Raw genomic sequence first — 15,997 nt, 5'->3', positions numbered from 1 at the left:
CAAAAAATTCTTTGGGTTCACACCCCCCCTATACGGGGGGGGTTTCCCCCCCCCTTCTCTGATGCAGCAAGAGCTGTGGCGCGACTCGTGATGGGACCCCACCGCCCAGCCCTTATGGAAAGACTGCTCGCCTTCGGCATCGCTTGCTTGGGCGGCTTGCCTTCGACATCGCTTGTTTGGGGTGGCTCGCCTTCGGTATTGCGTGCGGTCAGGGGTGGCCGAGTTCCCAGGTAACCGTTAGCGTTGCTAACCATGAACATCGCGATCACCGGTGGCTATGTCGTGCCCGTCGATGGTGAGCCCGTCGAAGGCGGCACCGTCCTCATCCAGGACGGGAAGATCGTCGCGGTCGGGGCCGACGTCGAGATTCCCGACGGGATCCAGGTCGTCGACGCGGACGGGGCCTGGGTGCTGCCCGGCTTCGTCGAGGCGCACGGGCACATCGGCGTCCACGAGGAGGCCGAGGGCTGGGCCGGCCAGGACACCAACGAGATGACGGATCCGGTCGGGGCTCGGATGCGGGCGCTTGACGCGATCAACCCTGCTGACCTCGGTTTTGCCGACGCGCTCAGTGGTGGTGTCACCACGGCGGTGATCAAGCCCGGGTCCGGCAACCCCATCGGTGGGCAGACGGTCGCGATCAAGTGTTGGGGGCGGACCGTCGACGAGATGCTCGTCAAGGAGCCCGTCAGCGTGAAGAGCGCGCTCGGTGAGAACCCCAAGCGGGTGTACGGCGAGAAGGGGAAGTTGCCGTCCACCCGGCAGGGTGTTGCGGCGGTCATTCGCGACCAGCTCACCAAGGCGCAGGACTACGCCGTCAAGAAGGCCGAGGCCGAGAAGGACGGCAAGGCCTTCGACCGGGACAACACCATGGAGATCCTCGGCAAGGTGCTGAGCGGTGAGCTGGGCTGGTGTCAGCACGCGCACCGGGCCGACGACATCGCCACGGCGATCCGGTTGTCCGAGGAGTTCGGGTACCGGCTGATCCTCAACCACGGTACCGAAGGGCATCTGATCGCGGATGTCATCGCCGACAAGCAGATTCCGGTGATCATCGGGCCGCTGTTCACCAGCCGGTCCAAAGTGGAGCTTCGGAACCGCGGGCTGCGCAACCCCGGCATCCTCGCCCGGGCAGGGGTGGAGCTGGCCATCACGACCGACCATCCCGTTGTGCCCATTCACTTCCTGGTGCACCAGGCCACGCTGGCGGTGAAGGAAGGGCTCGACAGCGACGTCGCGCTGCGGTCGATCACGACCAACCCCGCGCGGATCATGGGACTGGACGACCGCGTCGGGTCTTTGAAGCCCGGGCTGGACGGCGACGTCGTGATCTGGTCCGGGGACCCGCTCGACGTGATGAGCCGTGCGCTGCAGGTGTTCGTGCAGGGGCGCGAGGTCTACACGTGGAACGAGGCCAAGGGCGAAGGGGTCGTGGCCGACCCCTTCTACCGCGAGGCGAACTAGCGGAGGCCCCGGCCGATGACGAGGCGCTGGATCTGGTTGGTGCCCTCGAAGATCTGCAGGACCTTCGCCTCGCGCATGTAGCGCTCCACCGGGAAGTCGCGGGTGTAGCCGGCGCCGCCGAGCACCTGGACGGCGTCGGTCGTCACCTTCATCGCCGCGTCCGTGGCGATGAGCTTGGCGATCGACGCCTGCTGGCGGAACGGGAGGCCGCGGTCCCGGCGGCGGGCGGCCATCAGGTACGTCGCCCTGGCCGACTCGACCGCCGCGGCCATGTCGGCCAGCAGGAACTCGAGGCCCTGGAACTCGATGATCGGGCGGCCGAACTGGGTGCGGGTCTTGGCGTACGCGACGGCCTCGTCCAGCGCTGCCTGGGCCAGGCCCACCGCGCAGGCCGCGATGCCGAGGCGGCCCGAGTCCAAAGCGGACAGTGCGATCTTCAGGCCGTCGCCCTCGTTGCCGATCAGGCGGTCCGTGCCGAAGTGGACGTCGTCGAACGCGAGCTGCGCGGTGATGGAACCGGTCAGGCCCATCTTGCGTTCCGGGGTGGCCGCGGTGATGCCCTGGGCCTCGCCGGGGGACAGGAAGCAGGAGATGCCCCGTCCGGCGTCCGGGCTGGTGCGGGCCATCAGGGTGTAGAAGTCGGCGGCGCCCGCGTGGGTGATCCACGCCTTGGTGCCGTTCACGACGTACTCGGAGCCCTTGCGGACCGCCCGCGTCGACATGGCGGACGGGTCGGAGCCCGCCTGGACCTCGGACAGCGCGTAGCCGCCCAGCAGCTCGCCCTCGAGCATCTCGGGGAGCCAGCGGTCCTGCTGCTCGCGGGTGCCGAAGGTGGCGAGGCCGTAGCACGACATCACGTGCACGGAGAGGCCCACGGCGACCGTCATCCACGCGGAGGCGACCTCTTCGAGGGCCTGCAGGTACACCTCGTAGGGCTGCTCGCCGCCGCCGAACTCCTCGGGGTACGGCAGGCCCAGCAGACCGGACCTGCCCAGCAGGCGGAACGCGTCGCGGGGGAACTTCTCGTTCTCCTCGGCGTCCGCGGCGTGGGGCTTCAGCTCGTCCCGCGCGATCTCCTTGACCAGCGCGATCAGGTCCTCGGCCTCTTGGGTGGGGAGCAACCGCTCGGCGGGCATCGTCGACCTCCGGTGTGTACTGGTAGCTGTACTCTAGTGCGTTGTGCAGTACAGCAGCCAGTGAATGTGGCAGGGTCCTCACCATGACGCGGGCTCTCACGCAGCGGCAGGCCGAGCTGCTCACCCGGTTGGAGGCGTTGTTCCTCGCCGAGGGCTTCGGACATTTCACCCTGGACGACATCGCGGGCAGGCTGCACTGCTCGAAATCGACGCTGTACGCGCTCGCCGGCAGCAAGGAGCAGCTGGCGGTCCGGGTCGTCGGCCGGTACTTCAAAGGCGCCGCCGAACGCATCGAGAAGCGCATCGCGGGCCTCAACGACGTGCGCAAACGCATCGGCAGCTACCTCGCGGGGGCCGCGGAGGAGCTGAGCAAGGCGTCGGCGGCGTTCATCGCGGACGTGTCCGACTTCCCGCCCACGCGCGCCACGTACGAGCGCAACGCGCGCGCTGCCGCCGAGCGCATCAAGGCGTTCATCCAGGACGGTGTGGAGCGGCACGTGTTCCGTGAGGTGCACGCCACGTTGTTCGCCGAGATGGCCGGGCTGCTCATCGAGGGCATCCAGACCGGGGTCCTCACGAAACGGGCAGGCGTTTCGGACGCCGAGGCGTTCACCGCGCTGGGCGAACTGTTGTTGGATGGGCTTCAGAGGAACGGGGTCTCCCAGAAGGAGTAGAGCGCGTGATCGTGGTTGCTGGTGAGGCTCTGGTCGACATGGTGCCGGTGGGGGACGACGAGCTCACGCCGCTCGCGCCGAAGCTCGGTGGCGGGCCGTACAACGTGGCCGTCGCACTCGGGCGGCTGGACGTGCCGACGGCCTTCCTGTCGCGGGTGTCGACCGATCACTTCGGCGAGCAGTTGGTCAAGCGGCTGCACGAGTCGAAGGTGGGCACGGATCTGGTCCAACGTGGACCGGAGAACACCACGCTCGCCGTCGTGGGCCTCGCGGAGGACGGTTCCGCGCGCTACGCGTTCTACGTCGACGGCACCGCCGACCGGCTCGTCGAGGACCCCGGCCCGCTGCCCGCCGAGGCGAAGGCCGTGTCGTTCGGCACGCTCAGCCTCGTGCTGGAGCCCGGCGCCTCGGTCTACGAGACGGTGCTGCGGCGCGAGAGCAAGCGCTTGCTCACGGCGCTCGACCCCAACATCCGGGCGGGTCTCATCCACGATCCGGGCGCATATCGGGCGCGGTTCCGCTCGTGGCTGCCGGACGTCGGTCTGCTCAAGCTCTCGGTCGAGGACGCGCGGTGGCTCGCCGAGGACGACGACGTGATCGAGATCGCAAGGACGTGGATTTCACAGGGACCCGCCGCCGTGGTCCTGACGAAAGGTGGTGACGGTCTGTCCGTCATCACCGCCACCGGACAGGTCGACGTGCCACCCGTGAAGGTGGACGTGGTCGACACGATCGGGGCGGGCGACACGGTGCAGGGTTCCCTGCTCGCGTGGCTGCACGACCACGACGCGTTGAGCGCGGAGAAGATCCGCGGCCTCTCCGCGGAGGAATGGACCGCCGCATTGACGTACGCCGGTGCGGCCGCCGCGATCACATGTTCCCGTGCGGGTGCTGAGCCGCCCTTTGCGAGCGAACTCACCGCCGCGTTGGCTGGATAAAACGGAGGATCCGACTACCGTGGGGTAGCCGCGCTGGAAACCTGGCATTACGGATGTGATGCCGGTCCCATCTCACAGAATCGGTTCACACCGCTGCTGCGAGGCGGGCCTTTCGCCGACTAGCGTGAGTGGACTTGAAGACTCAGATCCCAACGGGGTGGTCCGAGACGACGGCGGCCTGTGCTGGCCGCCGCCACCCCGTCCGAGCGTTGAGAGGGACTTGAATGCCCGACGCGACGACTGCGCCGACCGACCCACAGACCGTCGCGCTGCGCCATGAGGGCGGAGAGCTCGAGATGAAGGTGGTGCCGGCGTCCGAAGGCGCGTCCGGCATCGAACTCGGCAAGCTGCTGTCGACCACCGGTCTGGTAACCCTGGACACCGGTTTCGTCAACACCGCCTCCTGCTCCTCCGAGATCACCTACATCGACGGTGACGCCGGAATTCTGCGTTACCGCGGGTATCCGATCGAGCAGTTGGCCGCGCGCTCGAACTTCGCGGAGGTCTCCTACCTCCTCATCTACGGCGAGCTTCCGACCGCCGCGCAGCTCGAGGACTTCTCCTCCAAGATCAGCAGGCACACGCTGCTGCACGAGGACCTCAAGCGCTTCTTCGACGGCTTCCCGCGCGACGCGCACCCGATGCCGGTGCTGTCGTCCGCGGTCTCCGCGCTGTCGACCTTCTACCAGGACTCGCTGTCGCCGTTCGACGCGAACCAGGTGGAGATCTCCACGATCCGCCTTCTCGCCAAGCTGCCGACCATCGCGGCCTACGCGTACAAGAAGTCGGTCGGCCAGCCGTTCCTCTACCCGGACAACTCGCTGGGCCTGGTGGAGAACTTCCTGCGGATGACCTTCGGGTTCCCGGCCGAGGCCTACGACCTCGACCCGGACCTGGTCCGCGCGCTCGACCTGCTCTTCATCCTGCACGCCGACCACGAGCAGAACTGCTCCACGTCGACCGTGCGCCTGGTCGGCTCCTCCGAGGCGAACCTCTTCGCCTCGATCTCCGCGGGCATCAACGCCCTGTTCGGCCCGCTGCACGGCGGCGCGAACAGCGCGGTGCTGGAGATGCTGGAGAAGATCAAGAACGACGGCGGCGACGTGAAGTCGTTCGTCAACAAGGTGAAGAACAAGGAGGACGGCGTCCGCCTGATGGGCTTCGGCCACCGGGTCTACAAGAACTACGACCCGCGCGCCGCGATCATCAAGAAGACGGCCGACGAGATCCTCGGCAAGCTCGGCGCCGACGACCAGCTGCTCGACATCGCGAAGCAGCTGGAAGAAGCCGCCCTGAGCGACGACTACTTCATCTCCCGCAAGCTCTACCCGAACGTGGACTTCTACACGGGTCTGATCTACCGGGCGATGGGCTTCCCGACGAAGTTCTTCACCGTGCTGTTCGCGCTCGGCCGGCTCCCCGGCTGGATCGCGCACTGGCGCGAGATGATCAACGACCCGGCCACGAAGATCGGCCGTCCGCGGCAGATCTACACCGGCCCGACCGAGCGCGACTTCATCGCGATGGAGAACCGCTGATCACGGGCTAGTTCTTCTGGCAAGCTGAGGGCGCGTCACCCGTTGGGGTGGCGCGCTTTCGTGTTGCTGGGGGTGGTGCGTGACGGACGTGCGGGCTGAAGTCGCTCGGTTGTACGAGCAGCACAGGAAGATGCGGTACCCGAACGGCCTGCGGGGAGTGAACATCGCGGGCGTCGAGCTGATCATGGTCGACGCGGACGCGGCCGGTTGTGCGTCCAGTTGGCTGGCAGACGCCGACGAACCCAGCGAGACCACCCGCTGGGCGGCGCCACGCTGCCTCGACGACCTGCGCAAAGTCGTCCCGCTGTTCGCCGATCCGCAGTCGGAGCACTACCGGCCCTACGCGGCGCACTACTGGGGCAGGCTCCTGCGCATGATGCGGCTGATCACCCTCGAGCTCGCGGCCGAGGATGTCCGTCATGCAGATCGGTCCCGGTCGCTTTAGCGTCGGAGCGTGAGTTCTTCCCCATCACTCGTCTGGTTCCGCCGCGACCTGCGGACATCCGATCATCCCGCCATTCTCTCGGCGGCGGAAAGATCACCTCGCGCACTCGCGTTGTTCGTTCTCGACGACAGGTTGCTGAAACCGTCCGGGCAGCCGCGAATCGATTTCCTGCACCGCTGTTTGCACGCGTTGAACGAAGAACTCGGCGGCCGGTTGATGGTCGTGCACGGCGATCCGGTGAAGACCGTTCCGCGCATCGCGAAGGAAATCGGCGCGGGCAGCGTCCACATCTCCGCGGACTACGCGCCGTACGGCCGCAAACGCGATGAGGCCGTCGAGGAAGCGTTGGGGGACATCGAACTCGTCCGGTCCGGCTCGCCCTACGCGGTGGCGCCGGGCAGGGTGCGCAAGCAGGACGGCACGCCGTTCAAGGTCTTCACGCCGTTCCGCAACGCCTGGCTGGAGCACGGCTGGCGCAAGCCCGCGGACACCGACGCGTCCACTCTGGACTGGATCAAGCCGGAGCACAGCGCGAAGATCCCGGCGATCGAGGAGAAGCTCCCCGACGCGCTGCGGCTGTGGGAGAAGTTCCGCGACGAACGCCTGCAGGACTACGACACGACCCGCGACCGGCCCGACATGGACGCCACCAGCCGGATGTCGGCGTTCCTGCGGTGGGGCGTGCTGCACCCGCGGACGTTGCTCCAGGACTGTGACGGAACGTATCGCAGCGAGCTCGCGTGGCGGGAGTTCTACGCCGACGTGCTGTGGCACAAGCCGGAGACCGCGCGGGAGAACTACGACCGCAAGTTCGACCGCATGGAGCTCGACGACGACAAGGAGCTCTTCGAGGCCTGGAAGGAAGGCCGCACGGGCTTCCCGATCGTCGACGCCGGCATGCGGCAGCTCAAGCAAGAAGGCTTCATGCACAACCGGGTGCGCATGATCGTCGCGAGCTTCCTCGTCAAGGACCTGCACCTGCCGTGGTGGTGGGGAGCGCGGCACTTCATGGAGCACCTGATCGACGGCGACATCGCCTCGAACCAGCACAACTGGCAGTGGGTCGCGGGCAGCGGCACGGACGCCTCGCCGTTCTTCCGCGTCTTCAACCCGATGACGCAGGCCAAGAAGTTCGACCCGGACGGCGCGTACGTCAAGAAGTACGCACCGGACTCGCCGGGCCTCACGCCGATCGTCGACCACGCGGTCGAACGCCAGGTGGCGCTCGACCGCTACCAGGCCATCAAAGCTTGAGCGCCTCGCGGAGCTTGACGCGAGCGCCGGTCCTCAGCACGGCGTTCGCGTAGACCTTGCCGCCGAGCCACGTGATCGCGGCGATGGCCAGCAGCGCCAGCACGACCGCGACCAGCACCTGCCAGGCCGGTGCGACGCCCAGCGCCATCCGGCCCGGCATCAGGATCGGGGCGAACGGCGGCAGCATCGACAGCACCGTCACGGTGGGGCCGGAGGGGCTGCCGATCATCAGGTTGATGCCGGCCACGAACGCCACGATGATCGTCATGCTGATCGGCGTCAGGACGGACTGCAGCTCCTCCTGCCTCGACACCAGTGACGCGGCGGCCGCGAACACGGTGGCGTACAAGAAGAACCCGAGCAGGTACCAGAGCACGCCGGTCAACAGGGCCGCGCCGCCCAGCGCGCCGACGTCGATCACGTCGAAGGCGGAGGACAGCCCCAGGCCGACCGTGGAGATCACCAGCAGCTGCAGCAGACCGACCGCGCCGAGCCCGACCACCTTGCCCAGCAACAACTGCCACGGCCGCAGGGTCGCGAGCAGGATCTCCACGACCCGGCTGGACTTCTCCTCCACCACGCCCTGCGCGACCATCGTCCCGTAGACCAGCAACGAGTAGTACAGCAGCGCGGCCACGATCAACCCGATCGCGAGACGCTGACCTCGTTGCGGGTCAACGGGTTCCAGCGCGGTGACGGCGACGTTGGCGTTCGCGAGGCTCTGCGCGACCTCCTGCGGGTTGATGCCCGCCTCCGCGAGCTGCGCCGTCAGCACCTGCTGGCGCAGCACGTCGTTCAGCGCCGTCGCCAGCACGTCGTCGCCGGTGCCCTTGACGATCATCTTCAGCTCCGGCGGCGCACCGGTCACCAACGCGTCCAGCGCGCCGTCCCTGACCTGCTGCTCGGCGTCGCCCGCGGTCGTGACGTCCCGCGTCTCGACCTCGATGCCGAACGCCTTCGCCTTCTCCCGCAACGGGTCCGCGAGCTGGGTCGCCTGCCCGGAGAGACCGACGACGCTGTGCTGCTGGTCGTCGAACAGCACCGACTGCAGCACCACGTACCCGGCGAGCACGGCGATGATCACCGCCGTGCCGATCAGGAACGACCTGGTGCGCACCTTCGCGACGAACTCGCGTTTGGCGACCAGGGAGACCGCTCGGGCCGACGTCATGCGTTCCTGCCCTCGGTGGTCACCACGTTGCGGAACAGCTCGGTCAGCGACGGGCGCTGCCGGGAGAACTCGTGCACGGGGCCGGCCGCGAGCGCCGCGTGCAGCACCGTCTGGTCGTCCGTGCCGTCGGCGAGCTCGAGGACGCACCGCGTCCCGTTCCTCTCGATCACCCGCACAGCGTCCAGGGTGTCAGCCCAGTCGGTCGTTGGCGACTCCACGACGAGGCGAGATGCGCCACCCGACCGGAGCTCGTCCACCGACCCGCTCGCGACCAGGGAGCCCGCGCTGACGATGCCGACCCGGTCGCAGAGCCGTTCCACCAGGTCGAGCTGGTGGCTCGAGAACACCACGGGCACCCCGGCGGACGCCTTCTCGCGCAGCACCTGGCTCATCACGTCCACCGCGACCGGGTCGAGGCCGGAGAACGGCTCGTCGAGCACCAGCACGTCCGGCTCGTGCACCAGCGCGGCGGCCAGCTGGACGCGCTGCTGGTTGCCGAGGCTCAGGCGCTGCACCTCGTCCGTGCGGCGGTCGCGCAGCCCGAGGCGGGCGATCCAGTTCTCCGCGCTCGTGTGGGCCTCGTTGGTGCCCATGCCGTGCAGCTCGGCGAGGTAGACCAGCTGGTCCAGGACCTTCATCCGCGGGTAGAGGCCGCGCTCCTCCGGCATGTAGCCGATCCGGCGCCGGGTGTCGAGGTCGACGGTTCTGCCGTTCCACCGCACCTCGCCGGAGTCGGCCGCGAGCACGCCCAGCGCGATGCGCATGGCCGTGGTCTTCCCGGCGCCGTTGCTGCCGACGAACCCGAAGAGCTCGCCGGCGCGCACGTCGAAGGACATGTCCCGCAGGGCGACGACCTCCCCGTAGCGCTTGGAGATCCTGTCGATCTCCAGCACTCCCTCAGGCACGGTGAACCCCTTCGTTAGCCCGGATGGCGGTAATCGCACTGAAAGTATCGGTGAGCAGGGAACGAGTGAAACGATACGGGCGTCTACGGCGAATCGAACGAACGACCAATTCACTCAACGGGGGTGACCATGCAGCCCATTGACCCGGACCAGTGGCTCAAGGAGTACGGGGCCAAGATCGAGCAGGCCAAGCAGCACGCGGAACAGGCCCGCGACCAGCTCGGTGGTGTGGGTGGCAGCGCCAGCTCGCCAGACGGCCTGATCACGGTGACAGTTAACGCGACAGGCGTGCTGACCGATCTCCAGATCAAGCCCGAAGCCCGCGGCATGGACCCCAGCCAGATCGCCTCCGCAGTGCTCGCAGCCTCGGCAAAGGCCCAGCGGGACGCCTCCGGGCGCGTCGTCCAGATCATGACGGACTTCGTCGGTGACAGCCCCGCGCTCGAGTTCGTGAAGGCGCAGATGCCGAACGGATACAAGGGCGACGGAACCGACGAGGAGGAACCGAAGTCGGAGTTGGAGCGCAAGGACGTCCGGCCCGACGACGAGTACTTCACGAACCCGCCCGACGTCATGGCCTGAGTGCAGGAGGGGGTTAGGCATGCAGCAGCAGTTCAACATCGACATCGATGAGCTCAGAACCCACGCCGCGAACGTGGACCGGCTCATGGAACGGATGCGCAAGGCCACCGAGACGTGCGATCCGGGTGCCCTCACGACTGAGGCGTTCGGCGTGTTCCTCGGGTTCCTGGCGTCGAAGGTCCTGCAGGAGGCCGGTCTGTCCCAGGACGGCCTCGGCAAGGCCGCGAACTCTCTGATGGACATGGCGAGCGGCCTCAAGCAGACCGTCGAGCAGTACGAGCAGGTCGACCTCGACAACATGTTCGGTTTCCAGGGAGGCCGGGGATGAACGCCCCTGCGACGCAGTCCAGCAGCGGTGACACCGCGCAGCTGTTCAACAACATCTCGAACGCCTACCAGTCGATCGAGAGCGGCGACTGGGTCAGCGGCGGTCTCGGCATCGCGAACGCCGCCATGAGCATGGTCGGCAACGGCTCGAACCCCCTCAGCGGCTTCCTGTCCGCGGGCTTCAGCTGGGCCATCCAGCACGTCGACTTCCTGCGCGAGCCGTTCGACGTGCTGCTCGGCAGCCCCGAGTCGATCGCCAAGATGTCCGAGTCGTTCAAGTCCGCGGGCAAGCAGGTCAAGGGCATCGCGACCGAGTACGAGAAGATCTGCGTCTCGCAGACCCGTGAGTGGCAGGGCAAGGCGGCCGACGGCTACCGCGCCGCCGCCAAGCGGCACGCGACCGGCCTGGAGACCCTCGCGAAGTCGGTCGACGGCATCGCCGGCGCGGTCAAGGGTGCGGGCGAGCTCGTCGGCACGGTCCGCAAGATGATCATGGACCTCATCAGCCAGGCCGTCTCGGACATGGTCATGAAGATCATCCAGTGGCTGGCCGCGTCCTTCCTGACCTTCGGCGCGGCCATCGCGGGCGCGATCGCGGACATCGTCACGACCGCGGTCAACTACGCGAAGAAGCTGTCCGACTTCCTGCAGAAGCTCGTCGGCTCCGTGCAGAAGCTGCTGAAGCTGATCCAGTCGGTCTCGCAGATCGCCAAGGCGGCCGAGACGATCATCGACGCGATCTCGTCCATGGCGAACAACGCCAAGGGTGGCGGTGGCGGCTCCGTCCGCAACACCGCGGGCGGCTTCGACGGCATTCGCGGCGGCGACCAGTCGCAGGCCTGGAACAACGCGGGCAGCACGATCACCAGCAGTGCCGGTGGCGGGTCCACCGGTTCGGCCGCTGCCGGCGGCGGGCAGGTCCGGCCCGGCTGGACCCCTGTCGACCAGGGCGGCTACGCCCCCGGCGGGGGTGGCACGGGGAACGTCGGCGGCGCGCCTGTGCGTCCCATCTACACGCCTCCCGGCACGCCCACCGGCCCCGGTTACCCGACGCCCGGCAACCCCGGTGGCGGCGGCGGTGGCCACGTGCCCGGCCCCGGCGGCGGTTCGAGTGGCGGCGGCACCGGCGGTCGCTGGGTGCCCGGTCACTGGGAGCCCGACACGACCACGACGGCCGGTGGCAACACCGGGGTCAAGCCCCCCTCGGTCGGCATCCCGCCGGCCGTGCCCAGCTCCGACTGGTACCGGCCGACGACGACCGACCACGCCGCGACCGCCGCCTCGGGCGGCGCCGGTGGCGGTGCCGGTGGCGGTGCCGGTGGCGGGCCCAAGGGTGGCGGCGGCGGAGGCGGCGGTGGCGGTATGCCTCCGGGCGGCTTCGGCGGCGGCCCTGCCGGTGGCGGTGGCGCCGGTGGTACCTCGGCCACGCAGTTCGGTGGCGCCGCGGGCGTCATGGCGCAGGGCAGCGGTGGCGCGGCTCCGGCCGCTGCCGCGGCCGCCGGTGGTGCCGGTGGCGGTGCCAAGGGTGGCGCCGGCATGGGCGGCATGATGGGTGGCGCTCCGATGGCCGGCGCCGCCGGTCAGCAGGGCGGCAGCAACGAGCACAAGCGCAAGGTGCGGATCGAGGGCGAGTCCCTGGTCGAGCCGCCGAAGGCCGCGAAGCCGGTCATCGGCGAGTGAGCTGACCACCTTCTGAGTTCTTGCGCTGAAACGGGGCGGCCCTCGCGGACGCCCCGTTTTTCATGCGTTCGTCAGGAGCTTCGCGATCTCCGGTGCGGCCTTCTCGCGGTCCTTCGGCACCAGGCCGATGCGGGTGCGCCGGTCGAGGACGTCGTCGGCGTCGAGCGCGCCCTCGTGCCGGATCGCGTGGACGACGTCGGCCTCGGTGACGCCGGGTGCGATCGGCGTGGTCGGTGCGGGCCTGTCGTCGACCAGGCGGATGTCCTTGGTGCGGCAGGGGACCTGCGTCAGGTTCGTCGCGTCGACCGCGTCCGCCGCCATCCTGCGGTAGGTGGTGAGCTTGCCGCCGACGACCGTGATCACGCCGTTCGGCGCGGTCAGCACCGCGTGGTGCCGTGAGAGGTCCGCGGTCTGGCCCTGGGCCTCCAGCAACGGGCGCAGGCCCGCGTAGCTGCCGATCACGTCGTCGCGGGTGAGCTTTCGTCGCAGGACGTGGGATGCGGTCGTGAGCAGGAAGTCCACATCGGACTCCGGAACCTGCGGCACGTCCGGGATGTCGTCCACCGGCTCGTCGGTGAGGCCGAGGTACGCGCGGCCGTTCGCCTGGGGCAGCAGGAGTGCGTAGCGGTTGCGCTCGCCGGGGACCGGGATGGTCAGCGCCGTGCCGGTGAGGCCCGCGCTCCTCGCGTCGATCACCAGGTGGGAGCCGCGGGACGGGCGCAGCTGCACCGGGGCGAGCGTGCCGGCCCAGACGCCGGTCGCGTTGATCACCGCCTTGGCCCTGATGCTGAAGGTGGTGCCGGTGAGCGTGTCCTGTGCTTCGGCTCCATCGCCTTGCAGCGTCAGGACCTTCGCGCGGGTGATGATCTTGGCGCCCTGTCCGGCGGCCGTCCTGGCCAGCGCCACCACGAGCTGGGCGTCGTCGACGAGCTGGCCGTCGTAGCTCAGGAGTCCGCCGGTGAGCTCTTCCGGAGCCAGTCCCGGGACCAGCGCGAGGGCTTCGTGCCTGGGCACGCGGCGAGGACCCGGCAGCACGTCCGACGGCGTGCGTGCGGCCATGCGCAACGCGTTGCCGGCGCGGAAACCCGACATGACGAAGTGACCCGCGGTGGCGTGCAGGGGGAACAGCATCGGCAACGTGCGGGTGAGGTGCGGTGCCGTCCTGGTCATCAGGATGCCGCGCTCGACGGCGCTCTCGTGCGCGAGCCGCACGTCGCCCTTCGCGAGGTAGCGCAGGCCGCCGTGCACGAGCTTGCTGGACCACCGCGATGTCCCGAACGCCAGGTCGTGCGCCTCCAGCAGCACGGTCCTCAGGCCCCGGGAGGCCGCGTCGAGAGCGACGCCGGCGCCCGTGACCCCGCCGCCGATGACGAGCACGTCGGCGATCTCCCGTTGCGCTGCTTCGAGATCTTGCAGGCGCCTCGCGGCGTTCAGGGACGTGTTCACGGCTTCAGGGCTCCGTCCAGCTGCTTGGCGAGCTCTTCGAGGAGCGAGGTGAAGTCGAGCCCGGACGTCACCGGCCTGGTGCTCAGGACCATCGACTGCGTGCTCAGCAGCACGACCCTGGCCTGGGTCTTCGCGTCGCCGAAGCGGATCGAGCCGTCGAGGTGCCCGGCCTCGATCTGCGCGACCAGGAACTGCTCGACCAGCCGTTGTGTGCTGCCCAGGCGCTCGGTGAGGTACGGGAGCATCAGGTCCGCGTCGAGCTGCAGGACGCGCTGCATCAGCGGGTTGGCCTCGAGCAGCCGGATGGCGTCGACGGCGCGTTTCACGAGCTGCTCGCGGGCGTTGCCGTGGCTGCCCGTCTGCTCGACCTGTTCCAGCAGGGCGGCGAACTCCCTGGTCATCAGGGCCCTGACGAGGTGGTCGACGTCCGGGTAGCGCCGGTAGAGCGTCATGCGGCTCACGTTGGCTCGTTTCGCCACGTCGGTGAGGGTGGTCCGGCGGACCCCCACCTCCAGAACACACTCACGGGTGGCGTCGAGCAGAGCGTCGTGGGTGTGACGTTGAGACGTCATATGTAACACTGTAGCAGTGACCAGGGCTCGATGGACCTCCGAAACAGTGCCGTTGCCTCCTCATGCGCTGGCTTGGCTCAGCCAGCGCGTCGGGCTGGGGGAGCCTCTTGCCGAGGTGCCCGTCGAGGTGCCGCCCTCCGCGCTGACTGCTGATGCCTTCACGGCGTTGGAGGCTGTCTGTGCCGTGTCCGTGGAGGACGCGGACCGGGTCGGGCGGGCTGGTGGGCTGTCCTACCTCGATCTGCTGCGACACCGCGGGCATGGGGAGGTGGTCGTGCCCGATGCCGTCGTGCTGCCTTCTTCGCCTGAGGACGTTGCCGAGGTTCTATCGGTTTGCGTCGAGTACGACGTCGCCGTGGTTCCGTTCGGCGGCGGGACGTCCGTGGTGGGCGGGGTCGAGGCGTTGCGCGGGGGCAAGTCCGCTGTCGTCGCACTGGATCTTGCCGGACTCGGGCGGCTCGTCTCCGTCGATCCGGTTTCCCGGGTCGCCGTGCTGCAGGCCGGGGTCACCGCGCCCGAAGCCGAGAAGTTGCTGGGGGAGCACGGGTTCACGCTCGGCCATGTGCCGCAGTCGTTCGAGCGGGCGACCATCGGCGGGTTCGCCGCTACTCGGTCCGCCGGGCAGGCGTCGTCCGGGTACGGACGGTTCGAGGACATGGTCGAGTCGGTTCGCGTCGCCACCCCCGTGGGGGAATGGGTGGCCGGGGGTGCTCCCGCCTCTGCTGCCGGGCCTGATCTGAAGCAGCTGGTTCTTGGCAGTGAAGGGCTCTTCGGAGTTATCACCGAGGTCTCTGTCCGGGTTCGGCCTGTGCCTGCCGAGCCTCGGTACGAGGGGTTCGTGGTCGACGGGTGGGAGGCCGGGGTCGCGCTCGTCCGGTCGCTGGCTCAGGCCGGGGCGTTGGCTGATGTGACTCGATTGTCCGATGTGGACGAGACCGAGGTCGCGCTGGCGCTGGCTGGTTCCAAGGCCGATCTTGTGCGGAAGTACCTGCGGGTGCGGGGGGTCAAGGCGCCCTGTTTGGTGATCTTGGGGTGGGAGTGCCGGTCTCGTGCAGCGACCATGAGTGCTTTGAGCGGGCACAAGGTCGTTCGACTGGGGCGGGCCATGGGGGCGTCCTGGTTGCACGGGCGGTTCAACGGGCCTCGGCAGCGGGACGCTCTGATCGATGCCGGCGTTTGTGTCGAGACCTTGGAGACCGCTACTCGGTGGTCTCGGGTTTCCGAGTTGCGTGAGGCTGTTCGTGCCGCTCTGGTCGCCGAGTTGGGGGACCCGGTGGTCATGTGCCATGTCTCGCATGCTTATGAGACTGGGGGCTCGTTGTACTTCACCGTGTTGGTGCCTCGGGATCTCGAGGATCCTGTGGGGCAGTGGGGGCGGGCCAAGGTTGCTGCTTCTGAGGCCATTTCCCGGTTGGGGACCATCACCCATCACCATGCTGTTGGGCGGGATCACCTTCCCTGGTTGGAGAAGGAGATCGGTGGGGTGGGGGTGGGGGTTTTGAAGGCTGTGAAGGATCGGGTTGATCCGACTGGGATTTTGAACCCTGGGAAGTTGATTTGAGGCGCATCTGGCCTTTTGCGGTGGGCTGACCTGGTGGTGGGCTGACCTGGCGTGGGGCTGACGTCTGCGTGGGGCTGACCTCTGCGGTGGGCTGCCTTGGCGTGGGGCTGACGTCTGCGTGGGGCTGACCTCTGCAGTGGGCTGCCTTGGCGTGGGGCGACCTTTGCGTGGGTCACCTTGCGGGCGGCCACCTTTGCTTTGAGTGCTTCCCCTGGGGGCTCTGCCCCCAGACCCCCGGCAATCTGATCAGGGGGCCAGCGCTGCTCGCGGGTTGATGGCACGCCTGTTGCTTTGAGCGGCTGCC

15 protein-coding genes are annotated in these 15,997 nt (G+C 68.5%); 10 read left to right on the top strand and 5 right to left on the bottom strand.

Annotated elements, in window-relative coordinates:
• Window positions 1-252 precede the first annotated feature (252 nt).
• Window positions 253-1,464: an amidohydrolase gene (locus ACWF7A_RS43580; protein ID WP_452256336.1), complete on the top strand. Its 1,212-nt coding sequence runs from the start codon at window positions 253-255 to the stop codon at window positions 1,462-1,464.
• On the opposite strand, the gene ACWF7A_RS43575 is transcribed toward ACWF7A_RS43580, so the two are convergent.
• Complete coding sequence (locus tag ACWF7A_RS43575) at window positions 1,461-2,600, bottom strand: acyl-CoA dehydrogenase family protein (RefSeq protein WP_452256335.1); 1,140 nt, start codon at window positions 2,598-2,600, stop codon at window positions 1,461-1,463. The genes ACWF7A_RS43580 and ACWF7A_RS43575 overlap by 4 nt on opposite strands.
• Before the next feature lie 83 nt (window positions 2,601-2,683).
• Between ACWF7A_RS43575 and ACWF7A_RS43570 the strand changes: the two genes are divergently transcribed.
• The 5 genes from ACWF7A_RS43570 (at window position 2,684) to ACWF7A_RS43550 (ending at window position 7,449) form a co-directional block, all read left to right on the top strand.
• Window positions 2,684-3,274, top strand: a complete 591-nt coding sequence (locus tag ACWF7A_RS43570; RefSeq protein ID WP_452256334.1) for a TetR/AcrR family transcriptional regulator — start codon at window positions 2,684-2,686, stop codon at window positions 3,272-3,274.
• 5 nt (window positions 3,275-3,279) lie between these two features.
• Window positions 3,280-4,212, top strand: coding sequence for a carbohydrate kinase family protein (locus ACWF7A_RS43565; protein ID WP_452256333.1), 933 nt, complete (start codon window positions 3,280-3,282; stop codon window positions 4,210-4,212).
• A gap of 224 nt (window positions 4,213-4,436) precedes the next feature.
• Window positions 4,437-5,750, top strand: a complete 1,314-nt coding sequence (locus ACWF7A_RS43560) for a citrate synthase (RefSeq protein ID WP_452256332.1) — start codon at window positions 4,437-4,439, stop codon at window positions 5,748-5,750.
• A gap of 79 nt (window positions 5,751-5,829) precedes the next feature.
• Entirely contained in the window at window positions 5,830-6,195 is a 366-nt protein-coding gene (locus ACWF7A_RS43555; protein ID WP_452256331.1) for a hypothetical protein, read from the top strand.
• A gap of 9 nt (window positions 6,196-6,204) precedes the next feature.
• Window positions 6,205-7,449, top strand: a complete 1,245-nt coding sequence (locus tag ACWF7A_RS43550; RefSeq protein WP_452256330.1) for a cryptochrome/photolyase family protein — start codon at window positions 6,205-6,207, stop codon at window positions 7,447-7,449.
• On the opposite strand, the gene ACWF7A_RS43545 is transcribed toward ACWF7A_RS43550, so the two are convergent.
• Both ACWF7A_RS43545 and ACWF7A_RS43540 read right to left on the bottom strand, forming a co-directional pair.
• The gene (locus ACWF7A_RS43545; RefSeq protein ID WP_452256329.1) at window positions 7,439-8,620 is read right to left on the bottom strand and encodes an ABC transporter permease; all 1,182 of its coding nucleotides are present in this window, start codon (window positions 8,618-8,620) and stop codon (window positions 7,439-7,441) included. The genes ACWF7A_RS43550 and ACWF7A_RS43545 overlap by 11 nt on opposite strands.
• On the bottom strand, window positions 8,617-9,525 hold the full coding sequence (locus ACWF7A_RS43540; protein ID WP_452256328.1) for an ABC transporter ATP-binding protein: 909 nt from the start codon (window positions 9,523-9,525) through the stop codon (window positions 8,617-8,619). Before ACWF7A_RS43540 ends, ACWF7A_RS43545 begins: the two co-directional genes overlap by 4 nt.
• Before the next feature lie 129 nt (window positions 9,526-9,654).
• On the opposite strand from ACWF7A_RS43540, the gene ACWF7A_RS43535 reads away from it, so the two are divergent.
• The 3 genes from ACWF7A_RS43535 to ACWF7A_RS43525 are packed head-to-tail and all read left to right on the top strand — an operon-like array spanning window position 9,655 to window position 12,114.
• Entirely contained in the window at window positions 9,655-10,107 is a 453-nt protein-coding gene (locus ACWF7A_RS43535; RefSeq protein WP_452256327.1) for a YbaB/EbfC family nucleoid-associated protein, read from the top strand.
• A gap of 19 nt (window positions 10,108-10,126) precedes the next feature.
• Complete coding sequence (locus ACWF7A_RS43530) at window positions 10,127-10,435, top strand: type VII secretion target (protein WP_452256326.1); 309 nt, start codon at window positions 10,127-10,129, stop codon at window positions 10,433-10,435.
• The gene (locus ACWF7A_RS43525) at window positions 10,432-12,114 is read left to right on the top strand and encodes a WXG100 family type VII secretion target (RefSeq protein ID WP_452256325.1); all 1,683 of its coding nucleotides are present in this window, start codon (window positions 10,432-10,434) and stop codon (window positions 12,112-12,114) included. Before ACWF7A_RS43530 ends, ACWF7A_RS43525 begins: the two co-directional genes overlap by 4 nt.
• A gap of 60 nt (window positions 12,115-12,174) precedes the next feature.
• On the opposite strand, the gene ACWF7A_RS43520 is transcribed toward ACWF7A_RS43525, so the two are convergent.
• Window positions 12,175-13,560 carry a glycerol-3-phosphate dehydrogenase/oxidase gene (locus ACWF7A_RS43520; RefSeq protein ID WP_452256324.1) on the bottom strand — a complete coding sequence of 462 codons (1,386 nt, stop codon included), beginning with the start codon at window positions 13,558-13,560 and terminating at the stop codon, window positions 12,175-12,177.
• Entirely contained in the window at window positions 13,557-14,132 is a 576-nt protein-coding gene (locus ACWF7A_RS43515; protein ID WP_452256323.1) for a TetR/AcrR family transcriptional regulator, read from the bottom strand. The genes ACWF7A_RS43520 and ACWF7A_RS43515 overlap by 4 nt, the downstream gene beginning before the upstream one ends.
• Window positions 14,133-14,148: 16 nt before the next feature.
• Here ACWF7A_RS43515 and ACWF7A_RS43510 point away from each other — a divergent pair, with 16 nt between their 5' ends.
• Window positions 14,149-15,693: an FAD-binding oxidoreductase gene (locus tag ACWF7A_RS43510; protein WP_452256322.1), complete on the top strand. Its 1,545-nt coding sequence runs from the start codon at window positions 14,149-14,151 to the stop codon at window positions 15,691-15,693.
• The last annotated feature ends 304 nt before the right edge of the window (window positions 15,694-15,997 follow it).

The organism is Lentzea sp. NPDC055074 (assembly GCF_053608005.1).
The sequence above is the reverse complement of the archived record's forward strand: the minus strand, read 5'-3'. Positions and strand labels throughout refer to the sequence as shown.

What these genes read in the sequence shown, in the direction of transcription:
- ACWF7A_RS43580 (WP_452256336.1), top strand. Translation starts at nt 253, where the DNA reads ATGAACATCGCGATCACCGGTGGCTATGTCGTGCCCGTCGATGGTGAG.
- ACWF7A_RS43575 (WP_452256335.1), bottom strand. Translation starts at nt 2,600, where the DNA reads ATGCCCGCCGAGCGGTTGCTCCCCACCCAAGAGGCCGAGGACCTGATC.
- ACWF7A_RS43570 (WP_452256334.1), top strand. Translation starts at nt 2,684, where the DNA reads ATGACGCGGGCTCTCACGCAGCGGCAGGCCGAGCTGCTCACCCGGTTG.
- ACWF7A_RS43560 (WP_452256332.1), top strand. Translation starts at nt 4,437, where the DNA reads ATGCCCGACGCGACGACTGCGCCGACCGACCCACAGACCGTCGCGCTG.
- ACWF7A_RS43545 (WP_452256329.1), bottom strand. Translation starts at nt 8,620, where the DNA reads ATGACGTCGGCCCGAGCGGTCTCCCTGGTCGCCAAACGCGAGTTCGTC.
- ACWF7A_RS43535 (WP_452256327.1), top strand. Translation starts at nt 9,655, where the DNA reads ATGCAGCCCATTGACCCGGACCAGTGGCTCAAGGAGTACGGGGCCAAG.
- ACWF7A_RS43530 (WP_452256326.1), top strand. Translation starts at nt 10,127, where the DNA reads ATGCAGCAGCAGTTCAACATCGACATCGATGAGCTCAGAACCCACGCC.
- ACWF7A_RS43525 (WP_452256325.1), top strand. Translation starts at nt 10,432, where the DNA reads ATGAACGCCCCTGCGACGCAGTCCAGCAGCGGTGACACCGCGCAGCTG.
- ACWF7A_RS43515 (WP_452256323.1), bottom strand. Translation starts at nt 14,132, where the DNA reads ATGACGTCTCAACGTCACACCCACGACGCTCTGCTCGACGCCACCCGT.